Raw genomic sequence first — 24089 nt, forward strand, 5'->3', positions numbered from 1 at the left:
ACCGGGGCGCCGCTCAGCCGCTGTCGGCCTGTTGGTAGGCGGACAGCGTCACGCCGGCGCGCGCGAGGTATTCGCGCAAGAGCTTGATGTCCTGCTTGCTGCAGGTGCTGCCGTGGTGGGGGTGGTGAAGGACACCTTCCTTGCCGTTGAGCAGCACGCGGAAGCGTGCGCCGTGGCCGGGCTCGATGGTGGCACCGACGTGAAGCAGCAGCGACTCCACTTCCCGCCAGTGGATGTTGGCGCTGATCGGATCCTGGTAGATCGCGCGCAGCAGGCTGGTGTGCTTGTGGCTCATCGCTGGACTCCGGGGTGCGTTCGAGGGGGCGCTCGATCTCATCGCGTCACATACACCATAGACCGCGCGCCGGCGGGCGAATATCCGCGGGGTCGTGGCAGATGCGGTGCCGGCCCGTTCCCGGGCGGCAAGTGCCCGCCGATTTCCTATGCTTCAAGAGCCGGGCCGGCGGGCTGCTGCCTGCGGTTTCCGGCTGGATTCGCGCGGACGCCTGCGCCCTTCACGCCTGCGCAGCGTCGGTTGATGACGAGGAGGAGACATGAGAACGTACGACAGCACAGACGAGTCGATCCGGGACGAGCACGCCGGAGAGTCCGCGCCGCCGGTGGATTGCACGGTGGACTGGGGACCGTCCTGGGGGCGCCAGCTCGATGCGGCGCAGGCCTGGCAGGAGGCGAGTGCGGCGCTGGCCGACGATGCCCATCAGTGGAGCGCCGCGCCCGGCTACCGGCGCGGCAAGGACGCGCCGCAACTCACCGCCCAGACGGTGGTGAGGATGAACACACTCAATGTGGCGCTGCGCGAGCGCCTGTTGCGCCTGATGAGCGAGGCCTCCAACGTGGCCATCGCCGCCATGTCGCGGCGTCAGGGGGCGGGTGGCGGCTCGGCGGCGACGCTCGATCAGCAGGGTGCCGGGCAGATCGAGCAGGTAACGCGCGCATGGTTCGAGCTGATCGACACCGCGCGGGCCAACATGAGCGCGCTTACCGGCATGGCGCCCCCGGCCGGCGCCGCCGGAGACGGCGAGCCGCTGGTGGACCGCCGCCAGCAGGCGCTGGCCATCGCCTTCGCCGACCGGCGCAAGGCGGGCTGAAGCGGCGCCGGGTGGCCGCGCCTCCTCGCTCCGGGCTGGATTCCTGCCCCGGAGCGGGGGCGGTTTACGGGATCACGGTATTGAACGGTCGCTGTCCGGTGCTATAGCGAGAGTTCCCATCGAGGCACATGGAGAGCCACATGACTACCAGGCATTCACGCGGGCGGGATGCGACCGCCCGCTCCGGCACCGAACTGTCCGCTGCGACCACCGAGCTCGCGCGGGACATTGCCGCCTTCTGGGATAGTGCGGCGATGTCCGGCCAGGTCTTGTTCGAAGGCTGGTTGAAGCTTGTCGGTGCGCCGTTCGATGCGGCGATGCGTCGCGTCGTGCCGTCTATCGAAGACCTGCCCGCCGATGGCGAGCGGCGTGCCGACGCCCTGCCCTGGGTGCCGAAGTTCGACACCGCGGTCGTGCCGCTGCGGCGTGCCGATGATCCGGAGGGGGCGGAAGCCTCGCGCATCACGATGCGCATGGCGGTACCGGGGGTGTTCGGCACCGGCGTATCCACCAACGTAGTCAGCATCGATACGCTGGTGCCGCGGCCGGCATCCGCAGCGGAAAGCGAGCGGCCGGCACATCCGGCAACGCACCAGCGCGCGGCCGGTTGAGGATCTGCGTGATCCACTGTGCGGGCCGAAGCGCTGCCTGGTGAGACCCCGCCTGCGCCCACCGGCCTACCCGCGCGGATCTCCTTACCCGTGCCGAGCGTTCAGCTGCCGTCCGGGCGCGGTGCGATCACCCCCAGCCGCGCCTTGAGCGACTGCGGACGGCCTTCCAGCATGGCGGCGTAGATCACCGTGTTGGCCATCACCTTCTTGACGTAGTCGCGGGTCTCGTCGAAAGGGATGGTCTCGGCGTAGATCGCGCCTTCCAGCGGGCGTTCGTCGCGCCAGCGGCGCGCGCGACCCGGCCCGGCGTTGTAGCCGGCCGAGGCCAGCACCGGGTGGTTGTCCAGGTCGTTCAGGATGATGCGCATGTAGCTGGTGCCGAGCAGCACGTTGGTGTCCGGGTCGGTGAGCATGCGCTGGCTGTAGTTGGGCAGGCCGATCTTGCCCGCCACCCACTTGCCGGTGGCCGGCATCACCTGCATCAGCCCCTGGGCGCCGGCGCTGGAACGTGCCGGGGCGATGAAGCGGCTCTCCTGGCGCATCAGGCCATAGACCCAGCTCATGTCCAGCCCCTGGCGGCGCACCTGCGGTTCGATGACCTGGCGGTAGGGAGTGATGAAGCGCAGGTCGAAGTGGTCGCCGATGTTGGCCAGTTCGGCGGTGTTGATCGCGCGGTCGTAGATGTCGTGGCGCAGCGCGAGCTCGGCGGCGGCCACCAGGAAGCCTTCGTCGCGCCCGCGCAGCGCCCAGTTCCACTCGCGGATGGCGTCCATGCGCATGTCCAGGCGGTAGAGCGCGAGCGCGCGGCGCAGCCCGGGGTCGGCTTCGGCGCGGGCGCGGTCGGGGCCGCCGAGGCTGCCGCGCCGGGCCGGCAGGGCAAAGACCTGGCCGATCTCCTCGCCGGCGAGCATGCCGTAGAAGTGCGGCTGGCCGGCGATCTGCTCGTACAGCAGGCGGGCGGCCGCCGGGTTGCCCAGTTCGGCGTGCGCGCGGGCGAGCCAGTAGGTCCAGTCGGCCTTGTCGCGCTCGGCCGGCGGCAGCGCCTCGATGGCCTGCCGCACCCGCCCCCAGTCGCCGGCCCGCAGCGCGCTGCGCACCCGCCAGGCCCGTTGCTCGGCCGACAGCGGCGCATCGCCGGCGGCGGCAAACCAGGCCACCGCCTGCGGCAGCTGCTGGTAGGCGGCGCGCAGGGCCAGGGCGGCGTAGGCCTGGGCGGCCTTGTCGCTGCCCAGCGCGTCCTGCAGGCGCAGCAGGTGCAGGTGGGCTGCCTCGATGTTCTCGCGCGCCAGGCGGACGATGGCGGCGAGCGCCAGTTCGCGCGCGCTGCGCTGCTTGAGCGTGGCGGGCTGCAGGCGGGACAGGTACTGGCCGGGATTGCCCATCGCGCGCGAGAACTCCGCCACCGCGGGGGCTTCGCCCGCCGGCAGCCATTCCAGGGTGGCGAGCGCGGGGGCGGTGTCGCGCTGTTCGAGCTGGCGTCGGATGCGCCACCACAGGTCGTCCACCGTGGCGCGCCGCTCGATCGCCAGGGTGCGCAGCACCGGGAGGCAGGCGGCGTGATTGTTGACCCGCTCGGTCCACAGGCCGGCCACCTCGCCCGCCACGCGCGCGTCGCCATAGAGCAGGCGGGCGTACCAGGCGTGGCAGGCGAGCTCGTCGTCGGGGCGCTCGAGCGCCGGGTAGAGGTCCAGGAAGGCCCGCCATTCGCCGTCCTTGGCCAGTCTGCGCAGCCAGTCGGCACGCAGGCGCTCGGCCAGCAGGGTGCCGGGATGCGCCTGCAGGAAGACCTGCAGCTCAGCTGCCGGCGGCGGCTCCGGGCGGGCGAGCTTGTTGTACAGCAGCCAGTAGTGCACGTAGGCGTCGAGTTCATGGGGTTCGCGCTGCGTGGCCAGCCTTTCCAGGGTGTTGCGGTCGCCGGTGCGCAGTGCCTCGCGCGCCGCGAGGATGCGTGCATCGCCGCCCTGCCCTGCCGCCTGTCCGCTTGCCCACAGCAAACCGGCCAGAACGACCCCCCACAAGCCCTTCACCATCGCTTACCATCCTCTCCGTTTGCTGCACAAACTACCACAATGAACCAAGCCGCCAGCGCTGTTACAAACCCCGGTCCGGATGCCGCTGCGGCGGCTCGCCAGGCGCTCCGGAGCAACGCCGTGGCGCGTCGCGAGGCGCTGTCGGGCGAGGAGCGCGAGCGCCTGGAGCGGGGCATCGAAACCCATCTGGATGCGCTGTGCGCCGATCTCTCGCCGCGGGTGCTGGCCTTCTGCTGGCCATGGCGCGGCGAGCCCGACCTGCGCCCCTGGGTGGCGCGCTGGCTGGCGCAGGATGCGGGGCGCAGCGTGGCCCTGCCGGCGGTGGTCGAGCGCCATCGGCCGCTGGTGTTCCGCCGCTGGTGGCCGGGCATGCAGATGGAACTGGACCGCCACGGCATTCCGCACCCGCCGGGCGGCGAGTCCCTGCATCCGGACCTGGTGCTGGTGCCGCTCAATGCCTTCGATGCACAGGGCTACCGGCTGGGCTACGGCGGGGGCTACTTCGACCGCACGCTGGCGACGCTGGACACGGTGGCGGTGGGCGTGGGCTTCGAGCTCGGCCGGGCTGCGAGCGTGCTGCCGCAGGCGCACGACCTGCCGATGGACTGGCTGGTGACCGAGGCCGGGGTGTTTCGCGCGGGCGGGGCCTGACGCCCGCTCTGAATGTGTGAAGAAATCGTAGCGAGCGGGTCGGTGGCAAGGCGCGCGGCGCACAGCGACCGAGACATATCGGATGGATAGGCGAGGGAGCGAGCACCGCGCAACGCCGCCATCGACCCGCGCAGTAGATTCATTCACACATTCTCAGCGCAGCGCGTCGGCGCATTCGATGCGGTTGCGGCCGCGCTGCTTGGCGCGGTAGAGCGCTTCGTCGGCGCGGGCCAGCACCGCGTCGGCGTGCGGATCGGTGGATTCCAGCAGGGCGACGCCGGTGCTCACGGTGACGGCGATCGATTGACCGCCGTATTCGATCGGCTGTCCGGCCAGACGCAAGCGAATGCGCTCGGCGAGCTCGCAGGCGCCGGCTTCGTCGGTCTCCGGCAGCAGGATGGCGAACTCCTCGCCTCCCAGGCGGCCCAGGGTGTCGGTCTGGCGCAGCTCGGCGGCGGCGCGTTCGGTGAAGCTGCGCAGCACCGCGTCGCCGGCGGCGTGGCCGTGGCGGTCGTTGACCAGCTTGAAGTGGTCGAGGTCCAGCATCAGCAGGGCCGCCGCTTCGCCGTAGCGCCGCACCCGTGCGAGCTCGAAGGCCAGGCGTTCCATGAACACCCGGCGGTTGCTCACGCCGGTGAGCGGGTCGACGCTGGCCAGGCGCTTGAGGTCGTGCTCCTGCAGCTTGCGCTGGGTGACGTCTTCCTTGACCGCGACGAAATGCGCCACCCGGCCGCTGCGGTCGGGCACCGGGGTGATGGTGAGCGCCTCGTGGTAGAGCTGGCCGTCCTTGCGCTTGTTCACCAGTTCGCCGCGCCACACCTCGCCGCGCAGGATGGTTTCCCACAGGGCGCTGTAGAAGGCCGCGTCCTGGCGGCCGGAGCTGATCAGATCCTTGGGCTTGCGCCCCACCGCCTCGTCGGGGGTGTAGCCGGTCAGCGCGGCGAAGGCCGGATTCGCCCATTCGATGACCGCGTCGGGGTCGGTGATCACGATCGCATTCGCCGCCGCATCGAGCGCGGCATGCAGCAGGCGGTTGCGCTCTTCGGCCCGCTTGCGGTCGGAGACGTCCAGTTGCAGCACCACCACCCCGCGCAGCCTGTCGTGCGAGAAGGGACGGGCCAGCAGCCGCAAGGCGCTGTGGCCGTCGGCCAGGGTGAACTCGCCCTCGAAGGCGGGTTTTTCGTCGAGCAGCACGGCGCCGATGCCGGCCTCGGCGGTGTCGTCGCTGCGGCTGCCGTCGGGCCGGAACAGTCGCGCGTAGTCGCGGTAGTGCAGGGCGCCGTGCGGCACCTGTGCTGCGTGCGTGGCGGCGAACTCCTGCCAGGCGCGGTTGGTGAGCAGCGCGCGTCCGTCCTGACCGAACAGCAGCACGCTCGCGGGTAGCGCGTCGAGCAGGCAGGCCATGCGGTCGAAGTCGCGGTCCTGGGCGGCGATCCGGCGGCGGGCGTCGCGCCGCAGCGCCACATAGCCTGCGAGCACGCCGGCCATCGCCAGGATGATCAGCGGCACCAGGATGATGGCCTGGCGGTGGATCTCCAGCCGTGCTGCCTGCACCGCCTGCTCACGCTCGGCTCGGGCCAGCACGCCGATGGGCAGCGCGCGTGCCACTCGCCAGGTGGTGATCAGCGTGTGGCCGGCGGGAGCCTGGTCGAGGCCGCCGAGTTCGTAGCCGGTGCGCCAGCCGGTCACGATGTCCGTGTTGGCCGTCTGGATGGCGGCGTCCAGCGCGCGTTCGCGGGTCGAGAACAGCAGTGCGCCGTCGTAGCGCAGCACGTCTATCCACGCTGTCTGCTCGAGTCCGTGGGCCCAGATGCGGTTGAGAAAGTAGTCGACGTTGACCGTGGCAAGCAGGCTGAGCATGCCCGCCTCGCCCTTGGCGACGCCGCGGATCACCGGGAGGAAGCCCAGCTCCGGAGGTGCCGCGGTGGGATCGCCGACCGGGCGGCCGTCCGCCAGGTCGCGCCCGGTGTGCAGGCTGCCGATGCGCAGCAGTCCGAGCCGCCCGGACTCGTGGGGCAGGTAATCCTCGAGTGCCGGGCGCAGGCCGATGTTCGCGGGGTTGGAGCTGGCCTGCACCTGCCCGTGGTCGTCGAGCAGCGACAGCGAGCGCAGGTGGGGCGCATGGCGCAGCGCATCGGCCAGCAGCGTGTTCCAGGTGCCGGCGTCGTGGGTCGTGTAGCCGGTCTCCAGCAGGCTCTGCAGCGTGAGGTTGACCGTGGTGAGGGTCTGCTCCAGATGGTCGAGCGTGTGCAGTGCATCCGCCTCGAGCAGGCGGCGCTCGGCGGTGGCCGCCTGCCGTTCCAGGCGCTGGCCGTGGTAGTACAGCGCCGCGCCGGCGACGGCGGCGCAGGCGGTGAGGAAGGCGAGGAAGCCGAGATCGGCCAGGCGGCTCCAGCGGTAGCGTCTCATGCCGCCGTCTATCGCCTTACGAGGATGGGCTCCAGCCCGTGGCGGCGGGCCGCTTCGGCCAGCCGGCCGTCGCGCTTGATGGTGTCGACGAACTGCTCCAGGCGCTGGTGCCAGGCGTCGTCGCCGGGTGCGATGGCCCAGGCGTAGGGGGTGATGTGGTAGGTCGCGGTGGGCGACACCAGTCGCGCCCAGGCGGCGTTGTCCAGCATGCGCCGGCTGTAGGGGAAGTCGGTCATGAACACGTCGGCGCGGCCGGATTCGACTTCCTGCTCGCGTGCGTGCGGCGAGGCGAGTACCGCGAGCTGCGCGTGGCGCAGCTTGTCGCGCATGACCGGCTCGTGCAGCGTGCCCTTGGCCACCGCGACCACCACGCCGGGCTGGTCGATGTCGTCCCAGTTGCGGATGCGGCGGTTGCTGCGGGTGGTGATGGCGTAGATGTCGCTGGCCAGGTGAGGCGAGGTGAAGCGCAGCTTTTCCTGGCGCTGCGGGGTGATGCCGATGGCGAACATGGCCACGTCGCAGCGGTCGCCGAGCACGTCGTCGAACAGGCGGGAGAAGGCACTGTCGACGAACTCGAGCGCCACGCCCAGGTCCTTGGCCAGCTCGTGCGCGAGGTCCACGTCGATGCCCGAGAGCTCGCCGGTCTTTGGGTTGCGCCAGGAGATGCCGTAGTAGTCGGGCCACACGCACACCCGCAGCGCGGCGGAGGCCCGGATGCGTTCAAGACGGTTGTCGGATGCGGCCGGGACGCTCGGCAGCAGACTGGCCAGCGCGACGGCGGCAAGGAGGGCGAGACGGCGCATGGCAGGCTCCGAACAAGGCTGTATTTCGCCGAGCTTCTCGCCGTCGTCGAAAGCACGTGTTGACGGCGCTCAAACGTCCGGCGGAGGCAGCGCAGGAGCGCATGCTTTTAATGCCTAAGTGGTATGTCCGCAACAGGTCCGCTGCCCGAAATGGGCAGCATGGCGCGCCGCGCGTTCAGCCGAGGAACATGCGGTAGGCGGGGTTGGCGGTCTCGTCCACGTACTCGTAGCCCAGCCGTCCGAGGAAGTCCTGGAAGGCCTCGCGGTCGCCCGGCGGCACCTGCATGCCGACCAGCACGCGGCCGAAGTCGGAACCATGGTTGCGGTAGTGGAACAGGCTGATGTTCCAGTCCGAATGCAGGTTGGAGAGGAAGTTCATCAGCGCGCCGGGGCGCTCGGGGAAGGTGAAGCGGTAGATCAGTTCGTTGTCCACCTGCGGTGCGCGGCCGCCCACCATGTAGCGGATGTGGGTCTTGGCCATCTCGTCGTCGGTGAGGTCCACCGCCGGCAGTTCGTGGCGGGCGAGCATCTCGGTGAGGCGGCCGACCTCGGCGCGGTTGTGTACCGTGACGCCGACGAAGATGTGGGCGGTGGCGGCATCGGCGAAGCGGTAGTTGAACTCGGTGATGTTGCGGTTGCCCAGCACGCCGATGAACTTGCGGAAGGAACCGGGTTTTTCCGGGATGGTCACCGCGAGCACGGCTTCGCGCTGTTCGCCCAGCTCGGCGCGTTCGGCGACGAAGCGCAGGCGGTCGAAGTTCATGTTGGCGCCGGAGGCCACCGCCACCAGGCTCTTGTCGCGCAGTTTGTGGCGCTTGGCGTATTCCTTGGCGCCGGCCACGGCCAGTGCGCCGGCCGGCTCCAGGATGGAGCGGGTGTCCTCGAAGACGTCCTTGATCGCCGCGCAGATGGCGTCGTTGTCCACCAGGATCATCTCGTCCACGTACTGCTGGCACAGGCGGAAGGTTTCCTCGCCCACCTTCTTCACCGCGGCGCCGTCGGCGAACAGGCCGACCTGGTCGAGCTCGACGCGCTCGCCAGCGGCCAGCGAGCGGGTCATGGCGTCGGCGTCCACCGCCTCGACGCCTATGATGCGGGTCTCCGGGCGCAGGCGCTTGACGTAGGCCGCGATGCCGGCGATCAGGCCGCCACCGCCCACGCAACAGAAGATGGCGTGAATGGGCTTGGAGTGGGCGCGCAGGATCTCCATGCCGATGGTGCCCTGGCCGGCGATCACGTCGGGGTCGTCGAAGGGATGGACGAAGGTGAGTTTCTCGGCCTTCTCCAGCTCGAGGGCGTGGGCGTAGGCGTCGGAATAGGAGTCGCCGGCCAGCACCACCTCGCCGCCGCGCGCGCGTACCGCGTCGATCTTGATCTGCGGGGTGGAGGTGGGCATGACGATCACCGCGCGCACGCCCAGCTTCTGCGCGGAGAGCGCCACGCCCTGCGCGTGGTTGCCGGCCGAGGCACAGATCACCCCGCGCTTGAGGGCCTGCGGCGAGAGCTGGGCCATCTTGTTGTAGGCGCCGCGCAGCTTGAAGCTGAACACCGGCTGCATGTCCTCGCGCTTGAAGTAGATGCGGTTGTGCAGGCGGGCGGACAGGTTGGTAGCGAGGTCGAGCGGGGTCTCGACGGCCACGTCGTACACCTGGGCGTTGAGGATGCGTTCCAGGTAGTCCGGGTTGGCGGCGGTCATGGCGGGGCGTTCCGTGCGGGCGGCGAAAGAGGACGAGGGTAGCAGCCGATGATGCGCTGCCGCAAGCGCCTGCCCGGCTCCGGCGCTCAGCAGTCGGCGATCTCGACCCGGTTGCGCCCCAGGCGCTTGGCGTCGAGCAGGGCGCCGTCGGCGGATTCGGTGAGCGCAGCGGCCGAGTCGACCGTCGGGTAGGCGGCCAGGCCGGCACTGAAGGTGGCGTAGAGCGCGCCGCCCGGATGGGTGTGCGGCAATGCGGCAAAGTCCACCCGGATGCGGTCGAGCACGGTCTGCGCCAGGGCCGGATCGGTGCCGGGCAGGGCGACGATGAACTCTTCGCCGCCGTAGCGCCCGATCAGGTCGCCTTCGCGCAGGCGGGCCTTGAGCAGCCAGGCCAGCCCGCGGATCACCTGGTCGCCGACCGGGTGGCCGTAGGTGTCGTTGACCGCCTTGAAGTGGTCGATGTCTATCATCGCCACAGTGAAGCGCTCGCCCGGCGCGGCGGACTCCACCATGGCCTTGAGCCTGGCCTTGGCGGCCGAGTGGTTGAGCAGGCCGGTGAGGCCGTCCACCCGGGTCGAGCGCTGCATGTCGCGGAAGCGGGCGATCTTGGTCTTGACCACCGCGGCCAGCAGCACCGGGTTGAAGGGCTTGATGAGGAACTGGTCGCCGCCCAGGCGCAGGGCCTCGACCTGCATGCCGATGTTCGATTCGCCGGACAGGTAGACGATGGGCAGGGTCTGGTAGGCGGACATCTGGCGCAGCACGCGGGTGGCTTCGACCCCGTTGAAGCGCGGCATGTGCATGTCCATCAGGATCAGGTCCGGGCGATAGGACTCCAGCACTTCCAGCAGCCGGCCCGGGTCGGCGATGGCGTGGCTGTCGATGCCATGCTCGGTCAGCGTGCGGCAGATCAGCGTGGAGGCGACCCGCGAGTCCTCCACCACCAGCACGCGGTAGCGCTCCTGCTCTTCGGTCTGGATCAGGTCGAGCAGGCGGTTGACCACCATGGACGGCTGTTCGTCGTCGGGGATGGCCACGTCGATGCCGGCGCGCATCAGCGCCACTATGGGGTCGATGACCGAGGCCACGCCGAGATAGAACAGCTGGCTGGCGGGACAGGCCTTGCGGCAGGCTTCGATGCGGGCCAGCTCGGCGGCCTCGGCGGTACTGCCCGCGGGAATGAACAGCACCGCGAGCGGTGCCTCGCCGGGCTCGACTTCGCCTTCGGCGTCCCAGCCCATGCGCAGGACGCGGAAGCCGAAGTAGTTGAGCTGACGCTGCAGGCCGTCGGCCACGTCCTCGCGGTCCGCCGCGGCCACGATCCATACGCTGCGCGGCCGGTGCCATTCGAGGTCGCGCGCCGGCGCCTTCTCCTCGGCCCGGCGCACCGGGACGCTGGGCTGCGAGGTGGCGATCGAGCCGAACAGCGCGTCGATCTGGCGCTGCAGCGCCACCATCTCCTGCGGGCGCATCGGATGGGAGCCCGCGTCGCCGATGCGGGCGAGAACGGCGTTTTCCAGCCCTTCACACAGCCGGCTCAGGCCGGGCAGGCGCAGGCGGGCGAAGTGTTCGGCGAGGCTGTTGACCGCCACGGCGAACTCGATGAACTGCTCGAGCTGGCCGTCGGCAACGTACTGCTCCCAACGGGTGCGCAGGGCGTACAGGCGGTCGTCGAACGGGTGGGGCGGCAGGGCGGTCATCGCGCGACTGTGTTTGCGGCAATCGGCAATTATGTGGCATGACGGCCGCGTACACAATCGTGCAGCGCAGCGAAGCAGCCTGGCCGGCCATCGGGCCGTCCGGGAGCGAGCCGCTCAGTCGGGCAGATCGCATGCCAGGGCGCGGCTTTGCCGGTCGATGAACTCCTGGGTGGAGTCGATGCCGCGCAACTGCAGGATGGTGGAACGCACCGCGGCCTCGAGCAGCACCGCGAGGTTGCGCCCGGCGGCCACCGGCAGGATGACCCGCGGCACCTGCACGCCCAGCACGTCCTGCACCTCCTGGTGCAGGGGCAGGCGCGAAGGGTCGTCCTGGCCGGGCTGGCGGCGTTCCAGGTGGCAGACCAGGCGCAGGCGCATCTTCCGCCGGCAGGCGGTCTCGCCGAAGATGGTGCGGATGTTGAGGATGCCCAGCCCGCGCACCTCGATGAAGTCCTGCAGCAGTTCGGGGCAGCGCCCTTCCAGCACGGTGGGAGCGATGTGCGAGAACTCGACGATGTCGTCGGCCACCAGGCCGTGGCCGCGCGAGATCAGCTCCAGCGCAAGCTCAGACTTGCCGGCCCCCGAGTTGCCGGTGATGAACACGCCCAGGCCGAGCACGTCCATGAACACGCCGTGCAGGGAGACCTTCTCCGCCAGCTGGCGCGACAGGTACTGGCGGAGCTGGTCGACCACGCCGGCCGAGGGCTGCGGCGTGGTGAACAGCGCCACGCCGATGTTCTCGCACAGCCCGTGGAGCAGGCCGGGAATCTCGCAGCCGTCGGCCACCACGATCGCGGGCGGGCGGGCGGCGAGGATCTCGTTGAGGTGATGGGCGATCTTCTCGCGCGACTGGCGGCGCGCCCAGGCGAGCTCCGCGGCCCCCAGGATCTGCAGGCGCTGCGGGTGGATGAGGTTGAGGTGGCCGACCAGGTCGGCGGGCCAGATGCGCTCTTCGGAAACGGCGATCGCGGTGTCCAGCGCGCCGCAGACGTGGGTCAGCGCGAGGCGTTGGCGCAGCGACTCATACAGCCGCGCGACGCTCGTCTGTCGCATGGGGTCCCCAGCTGGCGAACAGGGCATGGATGGTGGCCGGGTCGGGTGCGTTCTGCAGTTCCTCGCGGAAGGCGCGGTCGCTGAACATCTGGGCCAGTTCGGAGAGCAGTTGCAGATGGGTCTCGTTGGCTTGCTCCGGGACCAGCAGGATGAACAGCAGGTTCACCGGGCGGCCGTCGGGGGCGTCGAACTGTACCGGGGTGGCGAGCCGGAAGAAGGCGCCGGCCGCTTCCTGCAGGCCCTTGATGCGGCCGTGAGGAATGGCGATGCCCTGCCCCAGCCCGGTCGAACCGAGGCGTTCGCGGGAGAACAGACTGTCGAACACCACGCTGCGCGCGATGCCCTGATGGTTCTCGAACAGCAGCCCGGCTTGCTCGAACACGCGCTTCTTGCTGCTCGCGTCGAGGTCGATGACCACGTTGGACAGGGGGAGGAGTTGGGCGATCAGGCTCATTGGGTCAAGCCCCGCGCGGCACAGGACCGCAGGGTGCCGCGCGGGCGGGGGCGGTCGGGTGTCGGTTGGCGACGCGGTTCGGAAAACGCGCGAATTATACCCACACCCTAGGCCGAAAGAAGTAGTGAAGGGATCACAGCTCGCTGTTCTGGTGCTTCAGCGCTTCGTGATTGTGCTCCTGGACCTTCTGCTTGTGCTTCTGGACCTGGCGGTCGAGCTTGTCGGTCATCGCGTCGATCGCGGCATACATGTCGCCATCGTGGGCTTCGACGAAGATGTCCTTGCCGCGCGTGTGCAGGGTGACTTCCGCCTTCTGGTCGAGCTTTTCCACCGACAGGATCACTCCGACGCTGGTGACGTTGTCGAAGTGGCGAATGACGCGGTCCAGCTTCGAGCTCACGTAGTCGCGGATGGCCGGGGTGACTTCGACATGATGCCCGGTGATGGTGAGATTCATGATGACTCCTCTTTTTCAGATCAGATCGTCTTGCGCATACTGACCGGCGGGATATTGAGCGATTCGCGGTATTTGGCGATGGTGCGCCGCGCGACGACGATACCCTGCTGGCCCAACAGATCGGCAATCTTGGCGTCGGACAGGGGCTTCTTTCTGTCTTCGGCATCCACCAGCTGGCGAATCAGCGCGCGAATCGCAGTGGAGGATGCCGCCCCACCGGTATCGGTGGCGACGTGACTGCCGAAAAAATACTTGAGCTCGAACACCCCCCTGGGCGTGGCCATGAATTTCTGGGTGGTGACCCGCGACACGGTGGATTCGTGCAGTTCCAACTGGTCCGCGATCTCGCGCAGCGTGAGCGGGCGCATCGCCACCTCCCCATGATCGAAGAACTGTCGCTGCTGGTCAACGATGGCCTGGGAGACGCGCAGGATGGTGTCGAAGCGCTGCTGCACGTTCTTGATCAGCCAGCGCGCCTCCTGCAGCTGCCCGGTCAGGCCGCCGCCGTTGCCGCGGTTCTGCTGCAGGATCTGCGCGTACAGCGCGTTGATGCGCAGCTTGGGCATGGCCTCGGGGTTGAGGCTCACGGTCCAGTGGCCGCGCAGCTTGCGCACCACCACGTCGGGGATCACGTAGCGGGTTTCCTGCGCGGCGTAGCGCGAGCCCGGGTGCGGGTCCAGACTGCAGATCAGCGCATGGGCCGCGCGCAGCGCGTCGTCGTCGCAGGACAGCAGGCGCTTGAGCTTGACGAAATTGCGCTCGGCGAGCAGTTCCAGGTGGTGGTCGACGATGCGCAGCGCCAGGTCGCGCGTGGTGTCCGCGGGCGTGGCGCGCAGCTGCAGGCTCAGGCATTCCTGCGGGGTGCGCGCGCCGATGCCGGCAGGCTCCAGGTTCTGCACATGGCGCAGCGCGATGCTCAGGTCGTCCAGATCGAGGTCGAGCTCCTCCGGCAGCAGCGGCAGCAGTTCTTCCAGCGACTGGTGCAGATAGCCGTCGTCGTCGAGCGCCTCGATGATGAAGCGCACCAGGGCGCGGTCGCGGTCGGTCAGCGGGGAGAGCGCGACCTGCTGGTCGAGGTGGTCGCGCAGCGAGGTTTCGGCGGCCTGGAACTCCTGGAAATCGACGTCGTCGTCATCGTCGCGGCGGGTGCTGCCGCTGCCCGCGGCGCTCAGCCATTCACCGGCCTCGTCATAGCTCGCGGCATCGTGCTCGGGCGCCTCCTCGCGCCCGCCTTCGCCGCCCTCGGCCGCAGCCGGCGCTTCGGCGGTGCTGCTGGCCGGCGCGCTGCCGATCGGCTGCGCGGCGCCGAACTCGCTGCCGTCGCCGTCCTCGCGCTCGAGCATGGGGTTCTCCAGCAGGAAGCGCTCGATCTCCTGGTTCAGCTCGATGGTGGACAGCTGCAGCAGCTTGATCGACTGCTGCAGTTGCGGGGTGAGCGTGAGGTGCTGCGAGAGCTTGAGCTGGAGGGTCGGTTTCATGCTGGTGTCGCTGGCGCTCAGAGGCGGAAGTGTTCGCCGAGATAGACCTGGCGCACGCGCTCGTCGCGCACGATCTGGTCGGGCTGGCCGCTGGCGAGCACCCGGCCTTCGCTGATGATGTAGGCGCGGTCGCAGATGCCCAGCGTCTCGCGCACGTTGTGATCGGTGATCAGCACGCCGATGCCGCGCTGCTTGAGGAAGCGGATGATCTTCTGGATGTCGAGCACCGCAATCGGGTCCACGCCGGCGAAGGGCTCGTCGAGCAGGATCAGCCGCGGGTCGGTGGCCAGTGCGCGGGCGATCTCGCAGCGCCGGCGTTCGCCGCCGGAAAGCGACACCGCCATGCTGTCGCGCAGGTGGGCAATGTTCAGTTCGTCGAGCAGGGTTTCCAGGCGCTGGTCGATGGCGTCGCGGTCGAGCTTCTGCAGTTCCAGCACCGCGCGGATGTTCTCCTCCACGGTGAGCTTGCGGAACACGCTCATCTCCTGCGGCAGGTAGGACAAGCCGCGGCGCGCTCGCTCGTGGATCGGCAGGTGGGTCAGGCGGGCGTCGTCGAGGGTGATCTCGCCGCCATCGGCGCGTACCAGGCCGACGATCATGTAGAAACAGGTGGTCTTGCCCGCGCCGTTGGGCCCCAGCAGGCCGACGACCTCGCCGCCGTCGACCGTGAAGCCGACGTCGTGCACGACGGTGCGTGCCTTGTAGCGTTTCTGCAGTCCTTCAACCTTCAGCAGACTCATCCGGGGTCTCTTTCAACAGCTTGCGGATTACCGCGGCGGCAAAGCCGCGACCTTGCAGGAAGCGCGCCTGGCGCGCCCATTCGCGCGCATCGGCCGGCGCCTGGCCGAACTTCGCCCGCCACACGCGACGCGCGCGGTCGAGCTCCTCGTCCCCAGCCTCGCCCTCCAGCGCCGCCTCGATCAACTCGGCGGCCACGCCGCGGCTGGCCAGATCGTGGCGCAGCCGCGCGGCGCCGAAACGCCCTGCCTTGCTGCGCACCCAGGCCGCGGCGAAGCGTGCATCGGAGAGCAGTTCCAGCTCCGTCAGGCGGTCGAGCACCGCGTCGATCTCCGGCGCGCTGCCGTGGCCGGCGAGCTTGCGTGCCAGCTCGGCGCGCGAGTACTCGCGCTGGGCCAGGTAGCGCAGTGCGCGCTCGCGCAGGCCCGCTTCCGCCATGATCGCAGATCAGGCCGCGGCAGCAGCCGGTTCGCCACCCAGCGCGGGCAGCTCCTTCAGGCCCAGGGCGACGCGCACCTTGTTCTCGATCTCGCGCGCCAGCGCCGGGTTGGCGCGCAGGAACTCGCGCACATTGTCCTTGCCCTGGCCGATCTTGTCGCCGTTGTAGGCGTACCAGGCGCCCGACTTGTCGACGATCTTGTTGTCCACGCCGAGGTCGATGATCTCGCCCTCGCGGGAGACGCCCTCGCCGTAGAGGATGTCGAAGCGCGCTTCCTTGAACGGCGGGGCGACCTTGTTCTTGACCACCTTGACCTTGGTCTCGGAGCCGACCACCTCTTCGCCGCGCTTGATGGTGCCGGTGCGGCGGATGTCCATGCGCACGCTGGAGTAGAACTTCAGCGCGTTGCCGCCGGTGGTGGTCTCGGGGTTGCCGAACATCACGCCGATCTTCATGCGGATCTGGTTGATGAAGATCACCAGGGTGTTGGTGCGCTTGATGTTGGCGGTGAGCTTGCGCAGCGCCTGCGACATCAGGCGGGCCTGCAGGCCGGGCAGCTGGTCGCCCATCTCGCCTTCGATTTCGGCCTTGGGGGTGAGCGCGGCGACCGAGTCGATGACCACGATGTCCACCCCGCCGGAGCGCACCAGCATGTCGGCGATCTCCAGCGCCTGCTCGCCGGTGTCCGGCTGGCTGATCAGCAGGTCGGAGATGTTCACCCCGAGCTTCTCGGCGTAACCGACGTCGAGCGCGTGCTCGGCGTCGATGAAGGCCGCGGTGCCGCCGAGCTTCTGCATCTCGGCGATGACCTGCAGGGTCAGCGTGGTCTTGCCGGACGATTCCGGGCCGTAGATCTCGACCACCCGGCCGCGCGGCAGGCCGCCCAGGCCCAGTGCGATGTCGAGGCCCAGCGAGCCGGTCGAGACGGTCTGGATGTCGCGCTCGATGCTGCCGTCGCCCATGCGCATGATCGAACCCTTGCCGAACTGTTTCTCGATCTGCGAGAGCGCGGCGGCAAGCGCCTTGGCCTTGTTGTCGTCCATGAGAGATATTCCTGAGTGATTGGCGGATTATGGCACAGAGTTTGCTGGAATGTGCCCGGGCAGATGGGGGCGGGACGTGCCAGTCCGCAGTCTATTGACTGTATGGATTTACATCAAGCAATCGGCGGGCCTTCGCCGCCCGCCAGCGCGATGAGCCGGCCCAGGGCGTGCGCCACCGTTTGCCGCCGGACGGCCTCGCGGTCGCCGGTAAACAGCAGGGTTTCGACGTGCGGTGGATGGCCGCAGGCGCCCCAGCCGACGCAGACGGTGCCGACCGGCTTGGCGGCGCTGCCGCCGGACGGGCCGGCGACGCCGGATACCGCCACCGCCACGTCGGCGCGGCTGTGCGCCAGCGCCCCGGCCACCATCTCGCGCACCGTGGCTTCGCTCACCGCGCCGTGTACTGCCAGGGTGGCGGGCGACACTTCCAGCATCTCGCACTTGGCGTCGTTGGAGTAGGTGACGAAGCCGCGGTCGAACCACTCGGAACTGCCCGCGGTGGCGGTGACCGCCTCGGCGATCCAGCCGCCGGTGCAGGATTCGGCGCTGGCGAGCTTCCAGCGGCGCGCCAGCAGCGCCTCGCCCAACCGGCGCGACAGCGCGGCGAGTTCAGCGTCCATCGGCGGCGTCCATCAGCCGAACAGCGAGACCAGCACGGCCAGCACCAGCAAGGTGTAGCCGGCGGCGATGAGGTCGTCGAACATCACCCCGAAGCCGCCCTTGAGGCGCTGGTCGGCCAGCCGGATGGGCGGCGGCTTTACGATGTCGAAGAAGCGGAAGATGGCCACCGCGGCCGCCTGCCACAGCAGCGACACCGGGGTGAACAGCAGCACCAGCCAGATCGCCACCATCTCGTCCCACACGATGGCGCCGTGGTCCGGCACGCCCAGCGCGCGTCCGGTGCGGTCGGCGGCGATCACGCCGGCGACGAAAAGGCTGACCAGGAAGGCGAGGAACACGCCTTCGGAGACCGGCGTGCGCAGCAGTGGGAAGAGCAGCCAGCCGACCAAGGTGCCGACCGTGCCCGGCGCCTTGGGCGACAGGCCGGCACCGAAGCCGAGAGAGATGAAGTGCGCCGGATGGCTGAACAGGAAGCGGGCGTCGGGTCGCATCTCAAGCGAAGTGGTCATAGCCGGTCATCTGGGGCGGCTGCAGGCTGCCGTCGGCGGCGCGCAACAGCATCTCGCCCGGTCTATCGTTGAGTTGACCGATGCAGTGTAACGGCAGATCGAGGCGGTCGGCGAGTGCGGCGATGTCCGCGTGGCGGGCGGCCGTGGCGGTGAACAGCAGCTCGTAGTCGTCCCCCCCCGACAGCAGCGCCCGCAGGGCGGCGTCATGCGGCGCACCACAGTCCAGCAGATTTTCCAGCGGCAGTGCGGCAGTCTCGATCTGTGCGCCGCAGCGAGAGCCTTCGAGGATGTGCCCGAGGTCGCCGATCAGTCCGTCGGACACGTCGAGCATTGCGCTGGCCAGGCCGCGCAGCGCCAGGCCGAGGGCGACGCGCGGCTGCGGCCGGTGCAGGGCGGCCAGGCAGCGTGCGCGGCCTTCGCCACTGAGCGCCAGGCCGTCGCGCAGCGCCCACAGGCCGAGCGCGGCGCGCCCCGGCCGGCCGGACACCCACAGTTCGTCCCCGGGGCGCGCGCCGGCGCGGGTGACCGCCTGTCCGGCGGGCGCTTCGCCGACCACCGTGACGCACAGGTTGAGCGGGCCGCGGGTGGTGTCACCGCCGGCGAGGTCCACGCCGAAGGCCTCCGCGCAGGCATAGAAACCATCCGCGAAGGCCGCCAGCCAGGCGTCGTCGGCGGCGGGTAGCGCCAGCGCGAGGAAGGCCCAGCGCGGCTCGGCGCCCATGGCCGCGAGGTCGGAGACATTGACCGCCAGCGCCTTCCAGCCCAGGTCGGTCGGGTCGGTGTCGGCAAAGAAGTGGGTGCCGGCCACCAGCATGTCGGTGGATACCGCCAGCTGCATGTCCGGGCGCGGGACGACCAGGGCGGCGTCGTCGCCGCCGGCCAGCGCGGTGTGCATGGCGGGCCGGCTGAAGTGACGGCGGATCAGGTCGAATTCACCTGGCATGATGTCGATCGGAGCGATTGCGTGACGGCTGAAGAGCTTAGCGCAGCCCGTCCTTACCCCCTGAAACTTTTGCACAAAACCAATTTGCTACAATAGATGCGTTTTTCCCAACAGAAGGAAGTTCTATGTGCGGTATAGCCGGTGAGATCAGATTCGACGGACAGACCCCCGACCTGGGTGCGATTGCACGCATGAACCAGCGCCAGGAGCGGCGCGGCCCGGACAATGGCGGGGTGTATGCCCAGGGCTCCCAGGCCTGGGGCCACAGGCGCCTGAAGATCATGGATCTCTCCGAATCCGCGCAGCAGCCCATGGTCGATCCCGAGCTGGGGCTCGGCATCGTGTTCAACGGCGCGGTGTACAACCACCCGGAACTGCGCCGCGAGCTGGAAGGCAAGGGCTACCGCTTCTATTCGCACGGCGACACCGAGGTGCTGCTCAAGGCCTACCACGCCTGGGGGCCGGACTTCGTCCAGCGCCTCAACGGCATGTTCGCCTTCGCCATCTGGGAGCGCGACAGCGGCCGCGTGCTGCTCGGCCGCGACCGCCTGGGCATCAAGCCGCTGTACTACGCGGAAATCCCCGGCGGCTTCCGCTTCGCCTCCAGCCTGCCTGCGCTGGTCGAGGCCGGCGGGGTGGACACCACGGTGGACCCGGCCGCGCTCAATTTCTACCTCTCCTTCCACGCCGTGGTGCCGGCGCCGCACACCATCTATGCCGGGGTGCGCAAGCTGCCGCCCGGCACGCTGATGCAGATCGAACCCGACGGCAGCCGCCGCGAGCGCAGCTTCTGGACGCTGATGTACCCGCAGGACCCGGCCGACGAGGCGCGCAGCTTCGAGGAATGGACCGAAATCCTGCTCGACGGCCTGCGCGCCGCGGTGAAGCGCCGCCTGGTGGCCGACGTGCCGGTGGGCGCGCTGCTCTCCGGCGGGGTGGATTCCAGCCTCATCGTCGGCCTGATGAGCGAGGCCGGGGTGCGCGACCTGCGCACCTACAACGTCGGCTTCGAGGACGTCGGCGGCGAGAAGGGCAACGAGTTCGAGTACGCCGAGATCGTCGCGCGCGAGTTCGGCACCCACCACGAGCGCATCTTCGTGCCCGAGGCGCAGCTGCTCACCCGCCTGCCCGAAGCGGTCGAGGCGATGAGCGAGCCGATGGTGAGCCACGACTGCATCGGCTTCTACCTGCTCTCCGAGGCGGTGTCGCGCCACAGCAAGGTGGTGCAGAGCGGCCAGGGCGCGGACGAGGTGTTCGGCGGCTACCACTGGTATCCCAAGCTCGCCGGCAGCGCCGACCCGGTGGCCGACTACCTGGCGGCCTTCCGCGACCGCGACTACGAGGAGTACCGCCGCGTGGTCAATGCCCCCTGGCAGGGCGTGGACTGCTCGGGCGCCTACGTGGCGGCGCACTTCAACGCCCCGGGCGCCGACGACCCGGTGGACAAGGCACTGCGCCTGGACACCACCATCATGCTGGTGGACGACCCGGTGAAGCGGGTCGACAACATGACCATGGCCTTCGGCCTGGAGGCGCGGGTGCCCTTCCTCGACCACGAACTGGTCGAGCTGGCCGCGCGCATCCCGGCGCGCCACAAGCTGGCGCACGGCGGCAAGGGCGTGCTCAAGGAGGCGGCGCGCAAGGTGATTCCGTCCGCGGTCATCGACCGCCCCAAGGGCTACTTCCCGGTGCCGGCGCTCAAGTACCTGCAGGGCCCGGTGCTCGAACGGGTGCGCGACGCGCTCTCCAGCCGTGCCGCGCGCGAGCGCGGGCTGTTCCGCCAGGATTATGTCGACACCCTGCTGGCCGACCCCTCCGCCCACATCACGCCGTTGCGCGGGTCCAAGCTGTGGCAGCTCGGCCTGCTCGAATGGTGGCTGCAGAGCCATGCTGCCTGAGGCCCGCCCGATGATCCGCAAGCAGATCGCCCGCGCGCTGCGCGCCGGCAACCAGCCCCTGCACCTGCCCGCCGGGCAGCCCGAGGCGGTGGCCATGCCCGAGAACGTCATCGTCGAATGCGGCTGGGGGCGCTGGCTGCCGGCGCAGACCTGGCGCGACCCGGCGCAGCTGGCCGCCGAGCTGCTGCAGGAACGCCCCGGTCAGCGCGACATCGCCTTCTACGTCGAGAAGCCCCAGGTGGTGGTGGCCAGCGCGCCGCAGCAGCTCTTCCTCGACCCTTCGGACGCCTTCCGCCTGCAACTGGCCGGCTACCGTGCCCAGCGCGCCGGCCGGCGCGGCTTCACCTTGCGCCGCCTGCGTACCCGCGCCGACGTGGCGGCGATCAACGCCCTGTACCGCGCGCGCCGCATGGTGCCGGTGGACCCGCAGCGGGTGTGGCGCGAACGCGCCAGCCGGGCCATCACCTACGCGCTGGCCGAGGACCGCGCCAGCGGCGAGGTGATCGGTGTGGCGATGGGCCTGGATCATGTCGAGGCCTTTGCCGACGCGCAGCACGGCGCCAGCCTGTGGGCGCTGGCGGTGGCCCCGCAGGCCGCCCATCCCGGGGTGGGCGAGGCCCTGGTGCGCTACCTCGCCGAGCACTACCTGGCGCGCGGGCGCGCGTGGATGGACGTCTCGGTGATGCACGACAACGCCCAGGCCATCGCGCTCTACGAGAAGCTCGGCTTCCAGCGCATTCCCGCCTTCGCGGTGAAGAACCGCAACGCGATCAACGAGCCGCTGTTCACCGGCTCCGCCGAGGGCCTGGCCGGCCTCAATCCCTACGCCCGGCTGATCGTGGACGAGGCCGCGCGGCGCGGCATCCATGCCGAGGTGCTGGATGCGGAGAACGGCTACTTCCGCCTCACCCTGGGCGGGCGCAGCATCGTCTGCCGCGAGTCGCTCTCCGAGCTGACCAGCGCGGTGGCGATGAGCCGCTGCCAGGACAAGCGCGTCACCCTCAAGCTGCTCGCCGGCGCCGGGCTGGCGGTGCCGGTGCAGGCCGATGCGGCGGACGAGGCCGCCTGGCAGGCCCTGCTGGCCGCGCACGGTGCGGTGGTGGTGAAGCCGGTGGAGGGCGAACAGGGCAAGGGCATCAGCGTGAACCTGAGCGTTGCCGGGGACGTGCGGGCGGCCATCGAGCGCGCCCGCCAGTTCTGCGACCGGGTCATCGTCGAGCAGTACTGCAGCGGCCAGGACCTGCGCATCGTGGTCATCGACTACCGCGTGGTGGCCGCCGCGGTGCGTCGTCCGCCGATGGTGGTGGGCGACGGGCGCAGCACGGTGCGCGAGCTGATCGAGAAGCAGAGCCGGCGCCGCGCCGCGGCGACCGGCGGCGAGTCGCGCATCCCGCTGGATGCGGAGACCGAGCGCTGCGTGCGCGCCCAGGGCCACGGTCTGGACGAGGTGCTGCCCGCCGAGGAGCGCCTGAAGGTGCGCAATACCGCCAACCTGCACACCGGCGGCACCATCCACGACGTCACCGACGAGCTGCACCCGGCGCTGCGCGCGGCGGCGGAGAAGGCCGCGCGCGAGCTCGACATCCCGGTCACCGGGCTGGACTTCCTGGTGCCGGCGGTCGACGGCCCGGACTACGTGATCATCGAAGCCAACGAACGCCCCGGGCTGGCCAACCACGAACCCCAGCCCACCGCCGAGCGCTTCGTCGACCTGCTGTTCCCGCGCTCGCGCAGCCAGCAAGGAGATGGCGCATGAACGAACCCCGCCTGCCCGCGGGCGCCCTGCCCGCAATCGACTACGACTACCTCGAGGAAACCCTGCTGCAGCTGCTGGCCATCCCCAGCCCGGTGGGCCTCACCGACGCTGCGGTGCGCTACGCCGCCGGCCGCCTGGAAGCGCTGGAGATTCCCTACGAGATGACCCGCCGCGGCGCCATCCGCGCCACCTTGCGCGGGCGCGAGGCCCAGCCGGCGCGCGCCATCGTCGCCCACCTCGACACCCTGGGCGCCATGGTGCGCGAGCTCAAGTCCAACGGCCGCCTGGCCATCGTGCCCATCGGCCACTGGTCGGCGCGCTTCGCCGAGGGCTTCCGCCTGACCATCTTCACCGACCACGGCCAGGTGCGCGGCACCTGCCTGCCGCTGAAGACCTCCGGCCACGCCTTCGGCCCGGAGATCGACACCCAGCCGGTGGGCTGGGAGCATGTCGAGGTGCGGGTGGATCTGCCGGTGTCCAGCCGCGCCGACCTGGAAGCGGCCGGCATCCACGTCGGCGACTGGATCGCCTTCGACCCCTTGCCCGAGATCCAGCCCGACGGCTACATCAACTCGCGCTATCTCGACGACAAGGCCGCGGTGGCCGCGCTGCTCACCGCCTGCAAGGCGGTGCGCGACCACCGCCTCAAGCTGCCGGTGGATGTGCACCCCCTGCTCACCCTCACCGAGGAAGTCGGTTCCGGCGCCTCGGCCGCGCTGCACGGCGAGATCGCCGAGATGGTCAGCCTGGACATCTCCATCGCCGCCCCCGGGCAGAACACCTCCGAGCACGCCGCCACCATCTGCGTGCAGGACATGTCCGGCCCCTTCGACTACCACCTCACCCACAAGCTCATCGGCCTGGCGCAGGAGCACGGCATCGCCCACCGCCGCGACGTGTTCCGCTACTACCGATCGGACTCGGCCGCCGCGGTGGAGGCCGGCAACGACATCCGTACCGCGCTGATCGGCTTCGGCGCCGATGCCTCGCACGCCCAGGAGCGCACCCATCGCGAGGCGCTGGTGGCGCTCACCCAGCTGGTGATCGCCTACATGACCAGCGAACCGGTGGCGCGCCGTGACTGCCGCAGCATGGGCTCGCTGGAAGGCTTCACCGAGCAGCTGCGTCCGCAGGACATGGTGCTGCCCAACACCCCGCTGCCCACGCCGGAGGAGTTCCTCGACAGCGAACTGCCGGCCTGCGATACCCATCCCCCGGCCGAGCGGCGCTGAGGCGCGCGTCCTCAGGGGGACAGCGGCGGGCGCCCCCCGCCGCCCGCCGCGAGCAGGCGGGCCAGTTCCTGGTCGGTCTTCATGATGTGCTGCACGATCCAGGTCGACAGGTAGTCGCCGAATTCACCCAGGGTGGCCGCGCGCGCGTGCGCATCGGCCGTGCGGAAGGCCTCCACCCGGGCGGCGAAGGCGGCGTGCTCGCGCAGGTGGGCCTGCGCATGGCCGTGACCGGCCGGGAGCTCGGCGAGCAGCGCCTCCTCGGTGCCGAAATGGAACAGTGCGTAAGCGGCCAGGCGGGGCAGCAGCGCGTCCAGCGTCGCCGCGGCTTCGCCGCGCGAGACCGCCGCCTGGAAGGCGTTGATCATGTCGACCAGTTCCTCGTGCTGCAGGTCTATCGTCCTGATGCCGGTGCTCAGTTCGGACGTCCAGGCCACGGGCATGGGGGGCTCCACGTTGGGC

23 protein-coding genes are annotated in these 24089 nt (G+C 69.9%); 6 read left to right on the forward strand and 17 right to left on the reverse strand.

Annotated features, from left to right (window positions below):
- Positions 1 to 13: 13 nt before the first annotated feature.
- A complete protein-coding gene (locus IAI53_RS13475) occupies positions 14 to 295 on the reverse strand; it encodes a type II toxin-antitoxin system HicA family toxin (RefSeq protein WP_187718692.1) in 282 nt (93 codons plus the stop codon).
- Between the two features lie 259 nt (positions 296 to 554).
- Between IAI53_RS13475 and IAI53_RS13480 the strand changes: the two genes are divergently transcribed.
- Both IAI53_RS13480 and IAI53_RS13485 read left to right on the forward strand, forming a co-directional pair.
- Complete coding sequence (locus tag IAI53_RS13480) at positions 555 to 1109, forward strand: hypothetical protein (protein ID WP_187718693.1); 555 nt, start codon at positions 555 to 557, stop codon at positions 1107 to 1109.
- 128 nt (positions 1110 to 1237) lie between these two features.
- Positions 1238 to 1720 carry a hypothetical protein gene (locus IAI53_RS13485; RefSeq protein ID WP_187718694.1) on the forward strand — a complete coding sequence of 161 codons (483 nt, stop codon included), beginning with the start codon at positions 1238 to 1240 and terminating at the stop codon, positions 1718 to 1720.
- 101 nt (positions 1721 to 1821) lie between these two features.
- Here IAI53_RS13485 and IAI53_RS13490 read toward each other — a convergent pair whose 3' ends face one another.
- Positions 1822 to 3750, reverse strand: a complete 1929-nt coding sequence (locus IAI53_RS13490; protein WP_187718695.1) for a lytic transglycosylase domain-containing protein — start codon at positions 3748 to 3750, stop codon at positions 1822 to 1824.
- Positions 3751 to 3789: 39 nt separating this feature from the next.
- Between IAI53_RS13490 and IAI53_RS13495 the strand changes: the two genes are divergently transcribed.
- Positions 3790 to 4401, forward strand: a complete 612-nt coding sequence (locus IAI53_RS13495) for a 5-formyltetrahydrofolate cyclo-ligase (RefSeq protein WP_187718696.1) — start codon at positions 3790 to 3792, stop codon at positions 4399 to 4401.
- 153 nt (positions 4402 to 4554) lie between these two features.
- On the opposite strand, the gene IAI53_RS13500 is transcribed toward IAI53_RS13495, so the two are convergent.
- From IAI53_RS13500 to thiL, 14 genes are all read right to left on the reverse strand, one after another.
- A complete protein-coding gene (locus IAI53_RS13500) occupies positions 4555 to 6810 on the reverse strand; it encodes a sensor domain-containing diguanylate cyclase (RefSeq protein ID WP_187718697.1) in 2256 nt (751 codons plus the stop codon).
- An 8-nt stretch (positions 6811 to 6818) separates the two neighbouring features.
- On the reverse strand, positions 6819 to 7613 hold the full coding sequence (locus tag IAI53_RS13505) for an ABC transporter substrate-binding protein (RefSeq protein ID WP_187718698.1): 795 nt from the start codon (positions 7611 to 7613) through the stop codon (positions 6819 to 6821).
- A 175-nt stretch (positions 7614 to 7788) separates the two neighbouring features.
- Positions 7789 to 9465 carry a threonine ammonia-lyase, biosynthetic gene (gene ilvA, locus IAI53_RS13510; protein ID WP_349771945.1) on the reverse strand — a complete coding sequence of 559 codons (1677 nt, stop codon included), beginning with the start codon at positions 9463 to 9465 and terminating at the stop codon, positions 7789 to 7791.
- Complete coding sequence (locus tag IAI53_RS13515) at positions 9396 to 11009, reverse strand: diguanylate cyclase (protein WP_187718700.1); 1614 nt, start codon at positions 11007 to 11009, stop codon at positions 9396 to 9398. Before IAI53_RS13515 ends, ilvA begins: the two co-directional genes overlap by 70 nt.
- A 114-nt stretch (positions 11010 to 11123) precedes the next feature.
- Entirely contained in the window at positions 11124 to 12062 is a 939-nt protein-coding gene (gene hprK / locus IAI53_RS13520) for an HPr(Ser) kinase/phosphatase (RefSeq protein WP_187718701.1), read from the reverse strand.
- Positions 12031 to 12516, reverse strand: coding sequence for a PTS IIA-like nitrogen regulatory protein PtsN (gene ptsN, locus IAI53_RS13525; protein ID WP_187718702.1), 486 nt, complete (start codon positions 12514 to 12516; stop codon positions 12031 to 12033). Before ptsN ends, hprK begins: the two co-directional genes overlap by 32 nt.
- A 133-nt stretch (positions 12517 to 12649) precedes the next feature.
- Entirely contained in the window at positions 12650 to 12973 is a 324-nt protein-coding gene (gene hpf, locus IAI53_RS13530; RefSeq protein ID WP_187718703.1) for a ribosome hibernation-promoting factor, HPF/YfiA family, read from the reverse strand.
- A gap of 20 nt (positions 12974 to 12993) precedes the next feature.
- The gene (locus IAI53_RS13535; protein ID WP_187718704.1) at positions 12994 to 14451 is read right to left on the reverse strand and encodes an RNA polymerase factor sigma-54; all 1458 of its coding nucleotides are present in this window, start codon (positions 14449 to 14451) and stop codon (positions 12994 to 12996) included.
- 17 nt (positions 14452 to 14468) lie between these two features.
- The gene (gene lptB / locus IAI53_RS13540; protein WP_187718705.1) at positions 14469 to 15191 is read right to left on the reverse strand and encodes an LPS export ABC transporter ATP-binding protein; all 723 of its coding nucleotides are present in this window, start codon (positions 15189 to 15191) and stop codon (positions 14469 to 14471) included.
- On the reverse strand, positions 15172 to 15627 hold the full coding sequence (recX, locus tag IAI53_RS13545; protein ID WP_187718706.1) for a recombination regulator RecX: 456 nt from the start codon (positions 15625 to 15627) through the stop codon (positions 15172 to 15174). Before recX ends, lptB begins: the two co-directional genes overlap by 20 nt.
- Before the next feature lie 9 nt (positions 15628 to 15636).
- Entirely contained in the window at positions 15637 to 16671 is a 1035-nt protein-coding gene (gene recA, locus IAI53_RS13550; protein WP_187718707.1) for a recombinase RecA, read from the reverse strand.
- A gap of 113 nt (positions 16672 to 16784) precedes the next feature.
- A complete protein-coding gene (locus tag IAI53_RS13555) occupies positions 16785 to 17291 on the reverse strand; it encodes a CinA family protein (protein WP_187718708.1) in 507 nt (168 codons plus the stop codon).
- A 12-nt stretch (positions 17292 to 17303) separates the two neighbouring features.
- Complete coding sequence (locus tag IAI53_RS13560; RefSeq protein WP_187719445.1) at positions 17304 to 17783, reverse strand: phosphatidylglycerophosphatase A family protein; 480 nt, start codon at positions 17781 to 17783, stop codon at positions 17304 to 17306.
- Between the two features lies 1 nt (position 17784).
- Positions 17785 to 18744 carry a thiamine-phosphate kinase gene (gene thiL / locus IAI53_RS13565; RefSeq protein WP_187718709.1) on the reverse strand — a complete coding sequence of 320 codons (960 nt, stop codon included), beginning with the start codon at positions 18742 to 18744 and terminating at the stop codon, positions 17785 to 17787.
- A gap of 125 nt (positions 18745 to 18869) precedes the next feature.
- On the opposite strand from thiL, the gene IAI53_RS13570 reads away from it, so the two are divergent.
- From IAI53_RS13570 to IAI53_RS13580, 3 genes are read left to right on the forward strand one after another with little or no spacing between them, the layout of a single operon-like run.
- Positions 18870 to 20642 (forward strand): N-acetylglutaminylglutamine amidotransferase, encoded by a 1773-nt coding sequence (locus tag IAI53_RS13570; protein ID WP_187718710.1) that lies wholly within the window; start codon positions 18870 to 18872, stop codon positions 20640 to 20642.
- A complete protein-coding gene (gene ngg / locus IAI53_RS13575) occupies positions 20632 to 22398 on the forward strand; it encodes an N-acetylglutaminylglutamine synthetase (RefSeq protein ID WP_225433315.1) in 1767 nt (588 codons plus the stop codon). The genes IAI53_RS13570 and ngg overlap by 11 nt, the downstream gene beginning before the upstream one ends.
- Complete coding sequence (locus IAI53_RS13580; RefSeq protein WP_187718711.1) at positions 22395 to 23630, forward strand: osmoprotectant NAGGN system M42 family peptidase; 1236 nt, start codon at positions 22395 to 22397, stop codon at positions 23628 to 23630. Before ngg ends, IAI53_RS13580 begins: the two co-directional genes overlap by 4 nt.
- An 11-nt stretch (positions 23631 to 23641) precedes the next feature.
- Here IAI53_RS13580 and IAI53_RS13585 read toward each other — a convergent pair whose 3' ends face one another.
- Positions 23642 to 24070 (reverse strand): bacteriohemerythrin, encoded by a 429-nt coding sequence (locus IAI53_RS13585; RefSeq protein ID WP_187718712.1) that lies wholly within the window; start codon positions 24068 to 24070, stop codon positions 23642 to 23644.
- Positions 24071 to 24089: the final 19 nt, after the last annotated feature.

Origin of the sequence: Thauera sedimentorum (assembly GCF_014489115.1) — a bacterium.
Classification (GTDB): domain Bacteria; phylum Pseudomonadota; class Gammaproteobacteria; order Burkholderiales; family Rhodocyclaceae; genus Pseudothauera; species Pseudothauera sedimentorum.

Excerpts from the sequence above, each read along its gene's own strand:
- recA (WP_187718707.1), bottom strand. The coding sequence starts at position 16,671 with ATGGACGACAACAAGGCCAAGGCGCTTGCCGCCGCGCTCTCGCAGATC.
- IAI53_RS13515 (WP_187718700.1), bottom strand. The coding sequence starts at position 11,009 with ATGACCGCCCTGCCGCCCCACCCGTTCGACGACCGCCTGTACGCCCTG.
- IAI53_RS13570 (WP_187718710.1), top strand. The coding sequence starts at position 18,870 with ATGTGCGGTATAGCCGGTGAGATCAGATTCGACGGACAGACCCCCGAC.
- IAI53_RS13495 (WP_187718696.1), top strand. The coding sequence starts at position 3,790 with ATGAACCAAGCCGCCAGCGCTGTTACAAACCCCGGTCCGGATGCCGCT.
- thiL (WP_187718709.1), bottom strand. The coding sequence starts at position 18,744 with ATGCCAGGTGAATTCGACCTGATCCGCCGTCACTTCAGCCGGCCCGCC.
- IAI53_RS13535 (WP_187718704.1), bottom strand. The coding sequence starts at position 14,451 with ATGAAACCGACCCTCCAGCTCAAGCTCTCGCAGCACCTCACGCTCACC.
- hpf (WP_187718703.1), bottom strand. The coding sequence starts at position 12,973 with ATGAATCTCACCATCACCGGGCATCATGTCGAAGTCACCCCGGCCATC.
- IAI53_RS13490 (WP_187718695.1), bottom strand. The coding sequence starts at position 3,750 with ATGGTGAAGGGCTTGTGGGGGGTCGTTCTGGCCGGTTTGCTGTGGGCA.
- IAI53_RS13555 (WP_187718708.1), bottom strand. The coding sequence starts at position 17,291 with ATGGACGCTGAACTCGCCGCGCTGTCGCGCCGGTTGGGCGAGGCGCTG.
- IAI53_RS13560 (WP_187719445.1), bottom strand. The coding sequence starts at position 17,783 with ATGCGACCCGACGCCCGCTTCCTGTTCAGCCATCCGGCGCACTTCATC.
- ngg (WP_225433315.1), top strand. The coding sequence starts at position 20,632 with ATGCTGCCTGAGGCCCGCCCGATGATCCGCAAGCAGATCGCCCGCGCG.
- IAI53_RS13580 (WP_187718711.1), top strand. The coding sequence starts at position 22,395 with ATGAACGAACCCCGCCTGCCCGCGGGCGCCCTGCCCGCAATCGACTAC.
- IAI53_RS13480 (WP_187718693.1), top strand. The coding sequence starts at position 555 with ATGAGAACGTACGACAGCACAGACGAGTCGATCCGGGACGAGCACGCC.
- IAI53_RS13505 (WP_187718698.1), bottom strand. The coding sequence starts at position 7,613 with ATGCGCCGTCTCGCCCTCCTTGCCGCCGTCGCGCTGGCCAGTCTGCTG.
- IAI53_RS13485 (WP_187718694.1), top strand. The coding sequence starts at position 1,238 with ATGGAGAGCCACATGACTACCAGGCATTCACGCGGGCGGGATGCGACC.
- recX (WP_187718706.1), bottom strand. The coding sequence starts at position 15,627 with ATGGCGGAAGCGGGCCTGCGCGAGCGCGCACTGCGCTACCTGGCCCAG.
- IAI53_RS13500 (WP_187718697.1), bottom strand. The coding sequence starts at position 6,810 with ATGAGACGCTACCGCTGGAGCCGCCTGGCCGATCTCGGCTTCCTCGCC.
- lptB (WP_187718705.1), bottom strand. The coding sequence starts at position 15,191 with ATGAGTCTGCTGAAGGTTGAAGGACTGCAGAAACGCTACAAGGCACGC.
- IAI53_RS13585 (WP_187718712.1), bottom strand. The coding sequence starts at position 24,070 with ATGCCCGTGGCCTGGACGTCCGAACTGAGCACCGGCATCAGGACGATA.
- IAI53_RS13475 (WP_187718692.1), bottom strand. The coding sequence starts at position 295 with ATGAGCCACAAGCACACCAGCCTGCTGCGCGCGATCTACCAGGATCCG.
- ptsN (WP_187718702.1), bottom strand. The coding sequence starts at position 12,516 with ATGAGCCTGATCGCCCAACTCCTCCCCCTGTCCAACGTGGTCATCGAC.
- hprK (WP_187718701.1), bottom strand. The coding sequence starts at position 12,062 with ATGCGACAGACGAGCGTCGCGCGGCTGTATGAGTCGCTGCGCCAACGC.